At 58.0% G+C, this 14,900-nt stretch carries 13 protein-coding genes; 12 read left to right on the top strand and 1 reads right to left on the bottom strand.

Annotated features, from left to right (window positions below; translation table 11 throughout):
* From OZX64_RS04025 to OZX64_RS03970, 12 genes are all read left to right on the top strand, one after another.
* Positions 1 to 1,080, top strand: coding sequence for a MoxR family ATPase (locus tag OZX64_RS04025; RefSeq protein ID WP_277174894.1), 1,080 nt, complete (start codon positions 1 to 3; stop codon positions 1,078 to 1,080).
* Positions 1,077 to 2,039 (top strand): DUF58 domain-containing protein, encoded by a 963-nt coding sequence (locus tag OZX64_RS04020; protein WP_277174893.1) that lies wholly within the window; start codon positions 1,077 to 1,079, stop codon positions 2,037 to 2,039. The genes OZX64_RS04025 and OZX64_RS04020 overlap by 4 nt, the downstream gene beginning before the upstream one ends.
* Positions 2,036 to 2,653 carry a hypothetical protein gene (locus tag OZX64_RS04015; protein WP_277174892.1) on the top strand — a complete coding sequence of 206 codons (618 nt, stop codon included), beginning with the start codon at positions 2,036 to 2,038 and terminating at the stop codon, positions 2,651 to 2,653. Before OZX64_RS04020 ends, OZX64_RS04015 begins: the two co-directional genes overlap by 4 nt.
* Entirely contained in the window at positions 2,650 to 3,708 is a 1,059-nt protein-coding gene (locus tag OZX64_RS04010) for a VWA domain-containing protein (protein ID WP_277155976.1), read from the top strand. Before OZX64_RS04015 ends, OZX64_RS04010 begins: the two co-directional genes overlap by 4 nt.
* Positions 3,705 to 4,763: a VWA domain-containing protein gene (locus tag OZX64_RS04005; RefSeq protein WP_277174891.1), complete on the top strand. Its 1,059-nt coding sequence runs from the start codon at positions 3,705 to 3,707 to the stop codon at positions 4,761 to 4,763. Before OZX64_RS04010 ends, OZX64_RS04005 begins: the two co-directional genes overlap by 4 nt.
* A gap of 131 nt (positions 4,764 to 4,894) precedes the next feature.
* Positions 4,895 to 5,428 carry a DUF6466 family protein gene (locus OZX64_RS04000; protein ID WP_277174890.1) on the top strand — a complete coding sequence of 178 codons (534 nt, stop codon included), beginning with the start codon at positions 4,895 to 4,897 and terminating at the stop codon, positions 5,426 to 5,428.
* Positions 5,429 to 5,470: 42 nt separating this feature from the next.
* Positions 5,471 to 6,916 (top strand): adenylosuccinate lyase, encoded by a 1,446-nt coding sequence (gene purB, locus OZX64_RS03995; RefSeq protein ID WP_277174889.1) that lies wholly within the window; start codon positions 5,471 to 5,473, stop codon positions 6,914 to 6,916.
* A complete protein-coding gene (locus OZX64_RS03990; RefSeq protein ID WP_277174888.1) occupies positions 6,913 to 9,444 on the top strand; it encodes a lysylphosphatidylglycerol synthase transmembrane domain-containing protein in 2,532 nt (843 codons plus the stop codon). The genes purB and OZX64_RS03990 overlap by 4 nt, the downstream gene beginning before the upstream one ends.
* Before the next feature lie 257 nt (positions 9,445 to 9,701).
* Entirely contained in the window at positions 9,702 to 9,989 is a 288-nt protein-coding gene (locus tag OZX64_RS03985) for an HU family DNA-binding protein (protein WP_277147010.1), read from the top strand.
* 132 nt (positions 9,990 to 10,121) lie between these two features.
* Positions 10,122 to 10,979, top strand: a complete 858-nt coding sequence (locus OZX64_RS03980; RefSeq protein WP_277155980.1) for an inositol monophosphatase family protein — start codon at positions 10,122 to 10,124, stop codon at positions 10,977 to 10,979.
* Positions 10,980 to 11,227: 248 nt separating this feature from the next.
* Positions 11,228 to 11,422, top strand: a complete 195-nt coding sequence (locus OZX64_RS03975; RefSeq protein ID WP_348519415.1) for a ubiquitin-like protein Pup — start codon at positions 11,228 to 11,230, stop codon at positions 11,420 to 11,422.
* Positions 11,422 to 12,945, top strand: coding sequence for a proteasome accessory factor PafA2 family protein (locus OZX64_RS03970; protein ID WP_277174969.1), 1,524 nt, complete (start codon positions 11,422 to 11,424; stop codon positions 12,943 to 12,945). Before OZX64_RS03975 ends, OZX64_RS03970 begins: the two co-directional genes overlap by 1 nt.
* A gap of 254 nt (positions 12,946 to 13,199) precedes the next feature.
* Here OZX64_RS03970 and dop read toward each other — a convergent pair whose 3' ends face one another.
* Complete coding sequence (gene dop, locus OZX64_RS03965; protein WP_277174887.1) at positions 13,200 to 14,897, bottom strand: depupylase/deamidase Dop; 1,698 nt, start codon at positions 14,895 to 14,897, stop codon at positions 13,200 to 13,202.
* Between the last annotated feature and the right edge of the window lie 3 nt (positions 14,898 to 14,900).

The following is a 14,900-nucleotide window of genomic DNA, read 5'->3' as shown; positions in this document are numbered from 1 at the left end:
ATGGCAATTTTTTCCCCACATCCGCATTCATCGCAATCTGCCGAACAACAGCTGCCGGCCACATCGATTCCGGCACCAGCCGCTTCCGGCACGACAGCAAGCGAAGGCACCCGCGCCAAACAGCTGGCCGATCGCATTCGTATGCGTTTCGCGCAAACGCTGATCGGGCAGGTCAATCTTCGTGAAGCCCTGATCACGACAATGATCGCCGGCGGCCATATCCTCATCGAATCCGTTCCCGGCTTGGCCAAAACCACCGCTGCCCAGACCTTGGCGACATCGGTTTCCGGTTCTTTCCGTCGTGTGCAGTGCACCCCCGACCTGATGCCATCGGATCTCGTGGGCACACAGATCTTCGACTTCTCCAGGCAGCGGTTCTCCACGCAAATCGGCCCGATACACGCCAATTTCGTATTGCTTGACGAGATCAACCGTTCCAACGCCAAAACACAGTCGGCCATGCTCGAAGCAATGGCCGAAGGCGCCACAACCATCGGCGGCAAGCGCATCGCGCTGCCCAAGCCGTTCATGGTGATCGCCACGGAGAACCCGATCGAGGAAGAAGGCACCTTCACCCTTCCTGAGGCGCAAATGGACCGATTCATGATGAAAGCCGTCATGACCTATCCAAGCGCCGCGGACGAAACACGCATGCTCTCGATGCTTACCAGCCGCGGAACGGATGTGGTGGATCCCACAGCCCCGGCACAGAACGCCCTGAGCATCGCCGACGTCGATTTTCTCCGTTCCGCCGCCCGTCGTGTCCACGTTTCAGAGGCGATCATGAATTATGCAGTCGATCTGGTGGCCACTTCTCGCGGTGCCGGCAGCCATCCGATAAAGAACCTTGCAACCAAAGTACGCCTGGGAGCAAGCCCTCGAGCCTCCATCTCGCTGGTTCGCGTCGGACAGGCACAGGCCCTGCTGAACGGGCGTGACTACGTGATTCCCGAAGACGTCAAGAAATTCGTCCACGAAATCATGCGGCACCGAATCCTTCTGACTTTTGAGGCCCAGGCCGAAGGCACAAGCCCCGACCAGATCATCGATTCCATCGTCGAAACGGTGCCCGTTCCATGAGCCACGACCTACGTCACATCTCACCTGCGTCAAGAAAGGTACGCCGGCAGATCGAAACGCTGTCCTCGACGCTTACCCTGCCTACGGTACGTCTTGCCTTGGGAATGCTCGAAGGCGAACACTCCTCATCACGGCTTGGCGGGAACAATGATCCGATGTCGACCAGGGACTACACCCTCGAAGACGAGGCGAGGCTCATCGATTGGAAGGCCAGCGCCAAACAAGGCCATCCCATGGTCATCGACCGCGAGCGCCTGGTGACCTCGCGCGTGCATCTGCTTCTTGACAACGGTCTGGAGATGCAGGGTCGCACGGCCTCGGGAGAGACCGCGACGGAAGTGGCGGGCAACGCCATGTGCATGTTCGCCGCCCTGAGCGCCCGGCGCCACGACCGGATCTCACTGGTGTTCGCGGACAGCTTGAACATCATACGCAAACCATTTAAGGGAGGACTGGCCCAATTCGAGAAGGCCATCGACGACGCAGTGGGCGCAGAAAATCGTCCTCCGCGCAATTTCGAAGCCCTGCTTTCCTACGCCCGTACCTTGAACGACAAAGGTTCGCTGGTGGTCATCGCCACCGATGACCACGCGCTCAGCGGCGATCACTTGCATTCCCTACGACTCATCGCCGCGATGCATCCGCTCATGCTCATTGACGTGACGACGCTCAATCCCTTCAGAAAAGTCCCGTTCGGCCAAGTCACGGACGGCCTGTCAGGACGACGCATTCCCGCATTCATGATAGGCGGGCAACCGGCGGATTCCGTGGACACACATCGACGGTATCTGACCGCCCAGTTGCGCGAGCAGCTCAAAGCCAGCAATGCCACACTGATACGCGCCACATCGAGCGAGGACATGTTTTCCCAATTCATTCATCTGGTGAGCGTGACATTGAAACGCACCTCATTCACCTCACGGCAGACCTCCCCCGTCGCTGCAGGAGGGATGGCATGACTATTACTCTGCGGCATCTACCGTTTTCCGGTTCTATTCCCGCCCCGCAAAAACAAGGAACGATCCGTCTCGGCACGTTTGGCGATCTGCACGCGAACACTGCCAGCATTGCCGATTACAAGCCCGAAGGTCTGATTACGATGCCGACCGGGCTCATCGTCGCCTTCATATGTTTTCTTGCGGCGGCGGTCATCCTTGTCATAGCGATATTGGTGCTTTCGAAGCCCAGGAAAGAGGCTCCGGTCAAAGTCCATGGCGCCCATAGCATCCAAAACGACAAAATGGCATGGCGCCAACGGATCAACGATATCGTAGAGCAGCAGGCGCAGGGCGAGAAGTCAAGGGACGAAGCCTTGCAGGCACTGGCACAGGTGGCCCGTGATTTTGCAGGCGAGAAGACCAATACCAACATCAGTTCCTGCACGCTGGCGGATCTCAACCACATCACGGTCTCCGCTTCGTGCGATCCGGGGATGAAACTGCTGCGCCAAACCATCAGCGCGCTTTATCCTCCGGAATTCGCAGATATCGAGCATCATGAGCAGGCGCGTGACATCAGCGTGGAACAGGCTGCCGAATGGGTTTCCAATCTAATTGAGAGGTGGCGGAAATGAACCTCGAATGGCATTGGCCGTGGGCCGGCGCAATCGGGCTCGTAGCCGCAATCGTCCTCATCGCCGCATGGCAGCTGGTGTGCATGCGCCGGCCGAGCAAGTCACCCCAAATCCCGGTTTTCGACCTTGACGATGACCTCAATACCGAACATGTGGATGAACTGTTCCGGCAGTGGCGGGTGCTGAGCCGTGTGGCGGTGGTCGTTTTGGCGATGGCCCTTCTGGTCTCCTCGGCCACGATTTCCAGGCCTTCCACGGTCGATGAGGCCGACGAAAGAGCGAGCAACCGCGATATCGTTTTGTGCCTGGACGTCTCCCCTTCCATGTTGTCATACGATCATGAAGTCCTCGCATCCTATCAACGACTGGTATCGAATTTCAAGGGCGAACGCATCGGCCTGAGCCTCTTCAATTCGACTTCCCGAACCCTTTTTCCGTTGACCGACGACTATCAGCTGGTTTCAGGGCAACTTAAAAACGCGAGCGACATCCTGGCAAGCATCTCCTCCCAGGACAAAATCGACAAAACCGATCCCCGTACCCTGCAGAAGTTCTCCGACCTTATCGAAGGCACCCAGAACCGCAAGGACAAGACCAGCCTGATAGGCGACGGTCTTGTCAGTTGCGCGGCCATGCTGCCCGGTTTCACTTTCGGATCGGACAATCGGTCCAAAGACGAGACGGGCAAGGCCTCAATCGTGCTCGCCACCGATAATTTTTCCGGCAAATCGAACTATACGTTGGGTTCGGCCCTGGATCTGACGCACAAGGCAGGAATCGTTGTCGACGGCCTGTATGCCGGGCCGGCGAGCAGCGAAAACGACAGGACGACCACGGAAATGCAACGCGACATCACCTCGCACGGCGGTTCGTATTTCTCCGTGCATTCCGGCAAGTCGATAGAAAACCTCGTCCAGACTATCGAAAAACGAAAGAACCGAGACGAACGAAGAATCCGCAAGGCGGCCCTCGTCGATGCCCCGGGTTGGTGGACACTGGCATTGGCGCTGCTGGCGGCGGTCTGGATAAGCCTGGCTTGGAGACTCAAACGATGAACCTCGAACACCTGATGAACTTGCGTTTCAATCCCTCACTCGGATGGCCTGCCGGCATCGCCATCGCCCTTGTCATGCTCGGTTTTGCCATTGCCGTAGTCATCGTTCATCGACGTCGAAAAGGCCAAAGCGACGAAACGCTGTGGTCATGCGTGCGCCGCTGTGCCATCTGCATCATCATCGCGCTCCTGGCATTGACCCCCTCGACCGTCGCCAGCACGACAAGCAGGGCGGTGAACACCACCGACGTGGTCATCGCAACCGATGTGACCGGTTCGATGGCCGTCAAGGATGCCCAATACGGTTCGGCCACAACGCTGACACGGCTGGAAGTCGCCAAGAAAGCCATCGACGATTTGACCGGCATCTACGACAATTCGAGCTTTGCGGCCTTGCACTTCGGGGCCAACGCCACCTTGGACGTACCGCTCACCCCGGATGTCGGTGCCATTCGCAATTGGGCTTCCGGGCTTCGCACGGAACCGACCGCGGTGTCTGCCGGGTCGAATCTGGACGCCCCCATCGACCCGTTGCTGGTAACACTCAAGGCGATGCGCTCCGCTCATCCGCAGGATAAGATCGTACTATATTACATATCTGACGGCGAGCAGACGAGCGCCGGTTCACGCCGAACCTTCTCTTCGCTTCGAGCATATCTCGACGATGCCTTTACCCTCGCCGTCGGCAGTGCCCAGGGCGGGCAAATCCCGGAAGTGAAGGCAGGCCCCTCCCACTCACCGACCGACCAATCCGATACCGGCGGGCAGGCTTGGGTGAAGGACCCCGCTACCGGACAACCGGGCATCTCTAAAATGAATGACAAGAACCTGGGTGAGATCGCCGACGAAATGAGCGGGAAATGCATCGTGCTCGGGCCCACCCACCGACTTGACCGGGCTTCCGTGGCTTCGGTCTCCAAGCATTTCAGAACCGTGAACACACCCAAACGACGCGAACGCGTAATGCCTGCGGTCTGGCCGTTATCCATGGTCTTGACCCTTCTTCTGGCAATGGAAATGGGCAGTTGGCTGGCGAACTCTAGGAGGCTGCTGTGAAGAAGAACAACAATCCGCCCTCTTTTCCACGACCTGCCGCAGCGTCTGCCAAAACGACTCAGGCCCGCAAACACCACGGCACGAACGATTCCTCGCGAGCGTCGAAGGACAATGAGGGAAAACAGCCGGCAATGGCATCATTGCCTGCCCGAATCACCATGGGGATAGCCGCGGCGATTTCCCTCGTCGTCGCAGGGGTGCTTTTGGCGAACATGACAGCCATAGACACCTACAATCAGGCCACGGCATCGCTGAACGCCAGCCTGGAATACGCCAAGAAGCCGAATGCCGATCCGCAACGGCTCAAAGCGCAACTCGACCAGGCCAACGCCCAATTCGACAACGCCCGCCATCTGGGCATCCTGCTCACCCCCAAAACAAAGGGTCTCATCAACGCCAACAGCGACATCTCCGGCAAACTCAGCACCACCGTCAAGCACAAGATAGCCAGTACCGAAGGCGCTGGAAAAGGCGATGGGCACGCGGCCAAGGGCAAAGGCTCACGCTCTTCCGATTCCGGCAAAGGCGACAACCAGGGGCTGAGCGACGAGCAGCGAAGGCAGGTCGAGGAAACGCTGAAGGCCAATCAGCCCAATGGCCCGGTCAACACAAACAGGAAAGCACCGACAACAAGCGACGAAGGCGCCGACGTCAAACCCTGGTGAGGATAGTCGTTCAGACAACGGGTTGCGCTAAGGTAAGGGCTTATGCAGCTGACTCAAATTTCACCGGCAATCGCGTTAACCTCACTGGACGGACGTTACCACAAGCAGACCGCCCCACTCGTCGAATATCTGAGTGAACCCGCATTGAACCGCGAACGAATCACCGTCGAGATTGAATGGATGATTCTTCTGGCCAACGGTTTCGACGGCAACGGCAATACGCCGGTTCTTGACGGGCTCAAGCCCCTGACACCGGCCGAGATCGCCTATCTGCGCGACATCCCCGAGAATTTCGGCGCCGAAGGCATCGCACGCCACGCGGCTTATGAGGCCAAGACGCATCACGACGTCAAGGCCGTCGAATACTACATCGATGACGAGCTTGAGCGCGCGTCAAGCGTTCTCGGAGCCGAGACGCAACTGCCGAACCTCAAGACGCTGGTGCATTTCGCATGCACTTCCGAAGACATCAACAACCTGGCCAACGCCCGCTGCATCAAGAAGGCCGTCACGTTGGTGTGGCTTCCGAAAGCCCGGGAACTGACGAATTTCCTCGCCGGAAAGGCCGAGGAATTCAAGGACCTGCCGTTGCTCGCCCTGACCCACGGCCAGCCGGCGACCCCAACGACCCTGGGCAAGGAGCTCGCGGTCTTCGTCCATCGCCTGAACCGTCAATTGACACATGTCGGTCAACAGGAATACCTGGGCAAACTCAACGGCGCCACCGGTACGTTCGGCGCGCATACCATCGCCTGCCCGCAGGCCGATTGGTTGGCCATCTCGCGTGAATTCGTCACCAATCGCATGTCGCTGACATGGAATCCGCTGACCACCCAGATTGAAAGCCACGACTGGCAGGCAGAACTCTATGGCACCATCAGCCACGCCAACCGAATCCTCCACAATCTCGCGGTGGACATCTGGATGTACATCTCCCGCGGCGTCTTCGCCCAGGTGCCCGTCAAAGGCGCGACCGGATCGTCGACCATGCCCCACAAGGTCAACCCGATTCGTTTCGAGAACGCCGAAGCGAACCTCGAGCTCTCCTGCTCGTTCCTTGACACCCTTTCCAGCACTCTGGTCGAAAGCCGCTGGCAGCGCGATCTGACCGATTCCACCACGCAGCGCAACATCGGCGCGGCACTCGGCTATTCCCTGCTGGCACTCGACAACCTGCTCGGCGGGCTCAAATCCATCCATCCCAATTTCGAGGTCATCGCCCGCGAACTCGATGACAACTGGGAGGTGCTCGGCGAGCCGATCCAGACAGCCATGCGCGCCCAGGAATTCTCCGGGCGCAAAGGCATGGAACGCCCGTACGAAAAGGTCAAAGAGCTCATGCGCGGCAAAAGCATATCCAAGGCCGACATCGAATCGTTCATCGATTCGATGGATTTCGACGAGGCGACCGCCGCACGTCTCAAAGCCCTCACCCCGCAGACCTATACCGGTTTGGCGGCGCAACTGGTAGGTTTTGACGGGCAATGAGCGACAAAACACCCTCTTCATCGGTTTCGGAGAGGTCTTTCCCAACGGAGTCGGATTGCGCGTCAGGCAAGGCGCGCAATCCCATACAGCCGTCCGATGCAGCTCCGCCAGAGCAGTCAGCGCCGCACGACGAGGTCGACATCGATGACGTCGCTCCTCGTCGTGCCCACAACGCCAATGATCTGATCCATGCCGTGGCGGCTCTGATCTTGGCGGTCGTCGTCATCGTCGTCGCCACTTACCTGCACGGCATCACCACCGGTGTCGAGCACGACGCCAGAACCGCCGGACAGGCTTTTACCTGGCTGATGGATCTGCCGGTTTCCGTGCTTCAGCAGTTCCTCAGTTTCGTCATCATCATCAGCGTGCTGGTCCACCTGCTCATCAACAGGGAATGGTTCCAGGCCGCGGTTTCGGTCGTGGCACTGTTTTGCGGGTATGCCCTTATTCTCGGTCTTTCCTTCCTGCTGGCCCATATAGGCGTGCCCACGTTGATGGATGCCGTGCGATCCAGTGAAGGCGCGGGGCCGGCGATGCTTCCCGACTTCTATGCGGGTATCGGCGCGTTTTTGAGCGTCGCCGGGCCGAAACGTTCCCGCTCCTCGGTCAAATGGGGCTGGAACACGCTGTTTGTCGCGGCTGCGATTTTCGTCATCGTCTCATGGCATTCGGTCGCCGGAACCATCGTATCCTTCGCGGTGGGTCGCGTCATCGGTCTGGTGCTGCGCTTTGCGATGGGAACCCGGACCCAAGGACTATGGGGCTCCGGCATCGTTCAGGCGGCAGGCAACATCGGTCTCAACCTTACCGAACTGCATCGGCGCGAGGAAGCCGACGAAATCGGGACCCGCAAAACAAGACTTGACGACGATCTTATCGAAAACTCCCGTATCTACGACGCCAAAGACGTACACGGCAAGCGCTATATCATCTCCGTGCTGGACTCTTTGCCGCACGCGGCGGGTTACCTGAACCAACTGTGGCAGGGATTTCGGTTCACCGGTGTCGCCATACGGCGGGACCGTTCGGCCAGTGACGCCGTCCACCACCATTTTTCGATGCTTCTGGGCCTTCGATCCGCCGGCCTGACCGCACCCAGCCCTTACGGAGTGATGGACAGCGAGGAATCTTCGGTACTGGTGCTGGACGTCGCCGACACCCCAAGCCCCACCGACATCGGCAGCCTCACCAAGGAAGCCATGGTCGATTACATGGCTTATCTTGACCGGGCGAACAGCCGGGGCTACACCCACAGGCGCATCATCCCCGATACCCTCGCCCAGATTCACGGCGAACATGTCATCGTAGGCTGGCAGAACGGCGACTATGCAAGCGGCAGCACCAACATCGCCATGGACAAGGTGCAGCTGCTGGTCTTGCTCGCCACGCTCAGCAATCCGACGATTGCCATTGAGGCAGCGCTGCAGGTCTGGAACCGTCAGACGCTGGTGTCCCTGGCCCCCTTCGTGCAGAAGATCGCCATCCCCTCGGCCACGCGCAATCTCCCCGGCTGGAACAAACAGCTGCTCGGCGAAGTGCGCAACGGGCTGAATACGCTCGATCCCCACGATGAGCCCGATTCGGCGGAACCGGTGACCCTGGCCCGTTTCAACGTCAAATCGTTCGTTTCGATCACGCTGCTCATCATCGCCGTCGCCGTCATCTTCACGCAGTTGAGGCCCAACGAAGTCATCGATGCCGTGCGCCACGCCAATCTCGGCTGGGCATTGGCCTGTCTGCTGCTCTCCATGCTTGCCTGGGCCGGGTCGGCCATCACCCTCGGATCGTTCATGGAGCGCGGGAAACGACACTGGTTCGACCTCTTCTGTTCACAGGCCGCTTCCGGCTTCACCGCGGTCTCCATGCCGGCCGGCGTAGGCCCTGCGTTCGTCAACCTCCAGTTCCTGCGCAAGAACGGATACAAGAACACCGCCGCCACCGCCATCATGTCGGTGACCTGGGCGGTGCAAGGCCTGACGACCATCGTATTGCTGTTGATCATGGGGCTGTTCACCGGACGAAACATGTTCTCCGGCATGGTGCCGACGAACACATTGGTGGTAGTCATCGGTGCCATCGTGCTGCTGTTGTGCCTATGCATGGCCATCACTCCGATCAGGCGCATGATCGTCGACAAATATCTGCCGCTGCTGCGTTCCTATGCCCATCAATTGGTAGAAGTCCTGACACAGCCGCGCAAACTTGCCATTGGCATCTGCGGCGCACTGATCCTGAATATCGCCACCGGCCTTGGCTTCTGGGCGGCACTGATGGCTTTCGGCAACTCCTCGAACGCGTTGGAGACCATCTTCGTCTTCCTTCTGGCCAACACGCTCGGCAGCGCGGCCCCCACACCCGGCGGCTTGGGGGCGGTCGAGGCCGCACTGACCTTCGCGTTCACCTCCATCGGCGTGCCTCCGGCCGTCGCGTTGAGCGCCACGTTGCTCTATCGAGTCGGTTTCTACTGGCTGCGCATCCCGATCGGTGCGATGGCCATGAAACGGCTTGATCACCACAATCTTCTCTAAACCGATCGTAATAATCGCATTGATGCCGTCAATGGAGTGCCCTTGGCCGGAATTCCGCTTGGAATCCGGCCTCAGCCCTTCCAATCAGCTATTTTTCTTCCAATGCGATGAAAAACACCGTTGTCAGGTCGAAATCTTTACAAATGAAAGAAAAAAGTACCGCAATCGGCGGTATTTGGCGAGAGTTTGGGCTAGAATATATTACTGAAACGTGGCTTTCAACAATCTAGAAAGCCCCTAATCAAGAAGGATTCTTCATGGCATACAACAAGTCTGATCTCGTTTCGAAGATTGCACAGAAGTCCAACCTGACCAAGGCACAGGCCGAAGCGGCCGTCAACGCCTTCCAGGATGTGTTCGTCGAGGCAATGCAGTCCGGCGAAGGCCTGAAGCTCACCGGTCTTTTCTCTGCCGAACGCGTTCGTCGTGCTGCCCGCACTGGCCGCAACCCCCGCACCGGCGAAACAATCAAGATTCCTGCATCCTACGGCGTTCGTATCTCCGCCGGCAGCCTCCTCAAGAAGGCCGTCTCCGACAAGAAGTGAACTAAAGATTAAGTTTATCTGATCTGCGAACCTCCGATTGATATTCGACCGGAGGTTTTTTCATGGGTGTTCAACGGTTATAAAGCCTACAGGATAGTATAGAGGCAGCAAGAAGGAAACAGGCAGGTAGATATGACGACTAATCCAAGAGCGTTGGCGCTGAAAGTGGCTCAGGTGGCTCAGGACGCAGGCAAACACGCGCTTCAGGATCAAATCAGTCCACGGGATTTTGCCGAACTCGAAATCCCTTCAACCAGCAGAAGGCTGGGAAGCACCATCGACAAAAAGCTCATCGCCTTTATCGAGAATCGTCTCAACTACATTGAGCCGTTCGACGGCATGTGGCGCGACAGGCCGGAAAACGCAAACCCCGGAGACCGTTTCTGGTGCGTCGGGCCGATCGACGGTGCCATCAATTTCCGGCGAAATATGAGCGAATGGACCATCACCGTTTCCCTGTTTGAATTCAACGAGGAACACTCGGCACAGCCGATACTGGGTGTCGTGCACGCTCCGGCGCTTGGCCTTACCTACCTGGCCGCAACCGGACAGGGCGCCATTCGTATTCGTCGTACACCTATCGGAGAGAAAAGAGGCAAGGTGATTCCCTCGACCATCAGCAGCCTCACCGGTTCCGTGGTGAGTTTCGGCATGTCCCACGTTCCTGCGGAATCCGAACGCGCCTTCCACGTTCTGAGCGACATAGCCGGCAAACCTGCCGATGTCAAGCGTATCGGGCCGGTGTCGCTCGATTTGTGCAAGGTCGCGGACGGCACCTATGACGCCTATTTCGAACCTCATCTGCACCGCTGGGACATTCCCGCGGTCTCGGCGGGAACCGTCGTGGTCCGTCAGGCTCAAGGCAAGGTGAGCTGTTGGAACGGCAACCCGATTCACTGGCGTAGCGAAAACGACATCGTGGCCACCAACGGCCCGATTGCCGACGACCTCAAGCCCTATCTTGTCAATCTGGCGTATCCGTTCCAATAAGCAACCGTTTCGGTGATGGTTTACGGTTCCCACCTATTGAAATGTCCTGCAACGCCTTGATGTCCTCGTATCCGGGAATGCAAGACACGGCGGCTGCAGCTCATTGATATCAGCAGACCCGGGTTGATATCAGCCAACGAACAAGATGAGATGACTGATATCGCTCGAGCTAGAGTAAACAGAGAAATATATATTGATGGCGATGTTGAGCGACAGGTTTGCCTTCGTTGCCTGAGGTAAGGAGTGACATGGCACAGCAGTTCGCCAGACAACAGCATCAACGTGTGGAACCCCAATCACAGATCCGGGAAAGCACACAGAAAACCGCACAGCCCCAAGAACAGGAAGATGCCCTGGACGCAGTGCTTGACGACATCTCCTCAACCTTGGAAACCGATGCCGAAACATACGTTTCGAGTTTCGTGCAGAAAGGCGGCGAATGATGCCGCAGCTGCGTGACAGCAGCAATCAGGGGCCCGGCAACATCACACCGCGCTCCCCTGACTATGATTCGTTCCACCGCATTTTCGGCATTGAGACCGAATACGGCGTCTCGGTGACGGGTGCCGACAAGCCTTGCGACCCTGGCCAAGTTGCGATGATGATGTTTAGGCCGATTCTTTCGCGCACCCGCTCGACCAACACCTATCTGGAAAACGGCTCACGGCTCTATCTTGACGTCGGCTCGCATCCGGAGTATGCCACCGCCGAAGCACGCGACCCATCAGTAGCACTGAAGCAGGATCTGGCCGGCGAGGCGATCATGCGCCGGCTCGCTCTTGGCGCACAGCTTCGGCTACGCAAAACGCACGGCGAGCATGCCACCATTCATCTGTTCAAAGACAATGTCGACTCGGCCGGCCATGCGTTCGGATGCCATGAGAACTATCTGGTACGGCGTTACGTCTCTTTGCCCATCATCAAGGCGCAGTTGTTGCCGTTTTTGGTGACCCGGCAGCTGTTCACCGGCGCCGGACGCGTCACGGAAACCGGGTTCGAAATCACACAGCGAGCGGCCTTCCTGGACGAAGGGGTTTCGTCTTCGACCACCCGCTTCCGGCCGATGGTCAACACGCGCGACGAACCGCACGCCGACCCGGACGAATTCCGCAGGCTTCACGTCATCATCGGAGATTCCAACCGCTCGCAATGGGCGACGAGCATGAAACTGGCCACCACTCATCTGGTGCTTTGCGTGATGGAGGATGCCGCAAAACAAGGCGTCGCCTCCGGCTTCGAATGTTGCGCTCTCGTCGATCCAAGCCAATCCAACAAGGCAATGAGCGCCGACCTGAGCTGTAGTGAACCGGTGATGGAGGTTGAAGATATCGACGCATTCCGTTCCATGCAGCAGACACTGGGGCTGCGGCCCGCTGTTTCCGGTCACGAAAACCATCCTCAAGCTGTAACGGCCTTGGAAATCCAGTACCTGTATCTCACTATCGTTTCACGATTTATCGAATCCCATCATGCCCAGATCGAGCAATCCTTGCCGGACACTGACTGCTTGGATGTTTTGAACGAATGGCGAGCAGCACTTGACGCTTTGGCAGCCAAGGATTTCAGCGCAGTATCCGACCGTGTCGACTGGGTCGCGAAATACTTGTTGCTCAACAAAATGAAGAAGCGCAATCCCGCACTCTCGATGACACAGGCACGACAGATCGATATGAATTACCACGATATCGTCAACGGATCCATCTACCCATCATTGGTGGCACATGGATTGGTGGAAACACTTGTGGCAGATGATGTCGTCGAACACGCCGTCGAAAATCCACCGGAAGATACACGGGCCGCCTTGCGGGGAGCATTCGTTCGTCAGGCACTGGATACGAGGGCGACGTTCACCTGCGATTGGACGCATCTGAAGACAACCGCACCGGCTCGGCACACTGCCGAGTTGATCGACCCGTTCGCCTTCGCGCCCGATGCAGATTACCGGCAGTTGATCGACAGTTTATAGTTTTGTTTATTTGCTGGTTGTGCATTTTTCAAATTTCAGTTCCAGCGTCACCGTGAGGGGGGCGGGATATACAATGTTTCGGCACCCTTACTGGCTGAGCCGTTAAGCAGACAGTCCTGTGGACTGTCTGTAGGCGAAGTGAGCGCGATGTATCGAGCGCGAAGGCAAAATCTCCGATTTTGCTAGTAGGCCAAGCCTACGCTCGATCATCGCGTATCCCCGACCCTCCACTCACTTGGGCTTGAGTTTCCATTTCACTTGTGCTGTTCACATTTGTCAGCCAAACGTTGCAGGGTCTGGGCTGCGGACTCATGATGAGACTCGGAATAGGCCAACGACTGCTCGCAGCTGGTCTTGGACCAACGTGTCGAATCGGAAATATCGAGAGAGAAGAGATGAGGGGACGTCTGGGCCATCCGGTTGCCTTCGCCGTCGGTGGTGTATTGAGCCGGTGAAACAGAAGCACCTTTATCGTTGTTCGAGACGGTGAGATGTGACCACGAAACGGCGATGACATCCTGCGGAAAACGCCGGATAATTTCGGCTCGTAACCATGCACGGGTGTCTTCAGGCGGATTCGAGGCAGCACGCTGGACCTGTACATCGGCCTGATTCTGGTCATCGTTTTGATTCAGCGTCATTCGTTGCGTCTGGGATTCGAGACGAGCGAAAACCGAACGAGCCGGATCGAGGGCCGCCCAACTCAGGTCGAGGGCCGCCAGCTTCGTATTGGACCAGCCGATACCTGCCTTGCGCCGCAAACGCTCCAACAATTGCCATTTGAGCAGCCATTCCAGACGCGAGCCTTCATCGCTCATCTTCAGACGTTCGTCATCGCTGGCATGGCGCACAGCGGCCACATCCATCAATGCCTGCCGCCACATCGTCATAATCCGTTTCGTCGGTTCGTCCGGCCATAGCGGTTCTCCCCTGGTGTCGCTACCGTACGTTGCCGCGCCCTGGGCACAAACAGCTGAAAAAAGACGTATCTGAATCTGCCAGGCAGTGGCACTGCCGCCCTGTTCAAGCGGCAGTGGGACAGAAAGCGTCAAATCATGTGAGACGGCGTGCATCGCTTCCACCGGATCGACCAATTGAAGTTCGGCCAGTAGATCATCAAGGTCGAGAGCCGAATGTTCGCCATCGGCCTGTTCAAGCAGCCACAGCAGCATGCTCGTCGTGCCGAGCTTCAGCACTTGTGGCATGTCCATGCGGTTGGCGTCGCCGACGATGACGTGCAGGCGACGGTAATCGCCGGTGACATGGGACTCGTCGCGGGCGTTGACGATCGGACGGTCGAAGGTGGTCTGCAAGCCGATAATGGAATGAACGTAATCGGCACGCTGGCTCAACTGATAGCCGGCTTCCTCGCTTTTCTCGCCGATGCCGACACGACCGGAGCCGGTGTAGATCTGCCGTGAGATGAAATGGAGGACCATCAAGGCCGCGACCTTGCCAAACGGGACGCGACGCAGCATCATATAGTTCTCGTGCGTACCCCAGCTGGCACCTTTACCGTCAACGTTGTTGCGATGCAGAACGATATGGGAACCGTTGCGCTCATTGACTTTCTGCGTCGCCTGGAACATGATCAGGTCACCGGCGTGATCGTAGCACACCGCTTCGAAGGGATCCATGGTTTCCGGAGCCGAATATTCCGGATGGGCGTGATCGACATAGACACGGCCGCCGTTGGGCGCGATGACATTGACAATCTGCCGTTGTGGCTCGTCGGTGAGCATGTCGGGGCGTGCGGCGGCACGGGGCAGACGGGTGCCACGGGCGTCGTTCAACGGGTCTTCCTGCCGGTAATCCCAGCGGATATGCTGTGTCTGCGGATTCGCGGCACCGCTGACCACGTCGAACGAAAGCCGGACTGGATTGGCGTGGTCGCTTCCCATATCCGAAACGGCATATTCCGTCTCGGTTCCCATCATTCTGCGTACGCTCATTGG

It is taken from the genome of Bifidobacterium sp. ESL0704, from assembly GCF_029392075.1.
Taxonomy (GTDB): Bacteria; Actinomycetota; Actinomycetes; order Actinomycetales; family Bifidobacteriaceae; genus Bifidobacterium.
The sequence above is the reverse complement of the archived record's forward strand: the minus strand, read 5'-3'. Positions and strand labels throughout refer to the sequence as shown.

Coding starts and splice junctions, on each gene's coding strand:
- OZX64_RS04000 (WP_277174890.1), top strand. CDS start 4,895: ATGGCATCATTGCCTGCCCGAATCACCATGGGGATAGCCGCGGCGATT.
- OZX64_RS03985 (WP_277147010.1), top strand. CDS start 9,702: ATGGCATACAACAAGTCTGATCTCGTTTCGAAGATTGCACAGAAGTCC.
- OZX64_RS04005 (WP_277174891.1), top strand. CDS start 3,705: ATGAACCTCGAACACCTGATGAACTTGCGTTTCAATCCCTCACTCGGA.
- OZX64_RS03970 (WP_277174969.1), top strand. CDS start 11,422: ATGCCGCAGCTGCGTGACAGCAGCAATCAGGGGCCCGGCAACATCACA.
- OZX64_RS04010 (WP_277155976.1), top strand. CDS start 2,650: ATGAACCTCGAATGGCATTGGCCGTGGGCCGGCGCAATCGGGCTCGTA.
- OZX64_RS04025 (WP_277174894.1), top strand. CDS start 1: ATGGCAATTTTTTCCCCACATCCGCATTCATCGCAATCTGCCGAACAA.
- OZX64_RS03990 (WP_277174888.1), top strand. CDS start 6,913: ATGAGCGACAAAACACCCTCTTCATCGGTTTCGGAGAGGTCTTTCCCA.
- purB (WP_277174889.1), top strand. CDS start 5,471: ATGCAGCTGACTCAAATTTCACCGGCAATCGCGTTAACCTCACTGGAC.
- OZX64_RS03980 (WP_277155980.1), top strand. CDS start 10,122: ATGACGACTAATCCAAGAGCGTTGGCGCTGAAAGTGGCTCAGGTGGCT.
- OZX64_RS04015 (WP_277174892.1), top strand. CDS start 2,036: ATGACTATTACTCTGCGGCATCTACCGTTTTCCGGTTCTATTCCCGCC.
- dop (WP_277174887.1), bottom strand. CDS start 14,897: ATGAGCGTACGCAGAATGATGGGAACCGAGACGGAATATGCCGTTTCG.
- OZX64_RS04020 (WP_277174893.1), top strand. CDS start 1,077: ATGAGCCACGACCTACGTCACATCTCACCTGCGTCAAGAAAGGTACGC.
- OZX64_RS03975 (WP_348519415.1), top strand. CDS start 11,228: ATGGCACAGCAGTTCGCCAGACAACAGCATCAACGTGTGGAACCCCAA.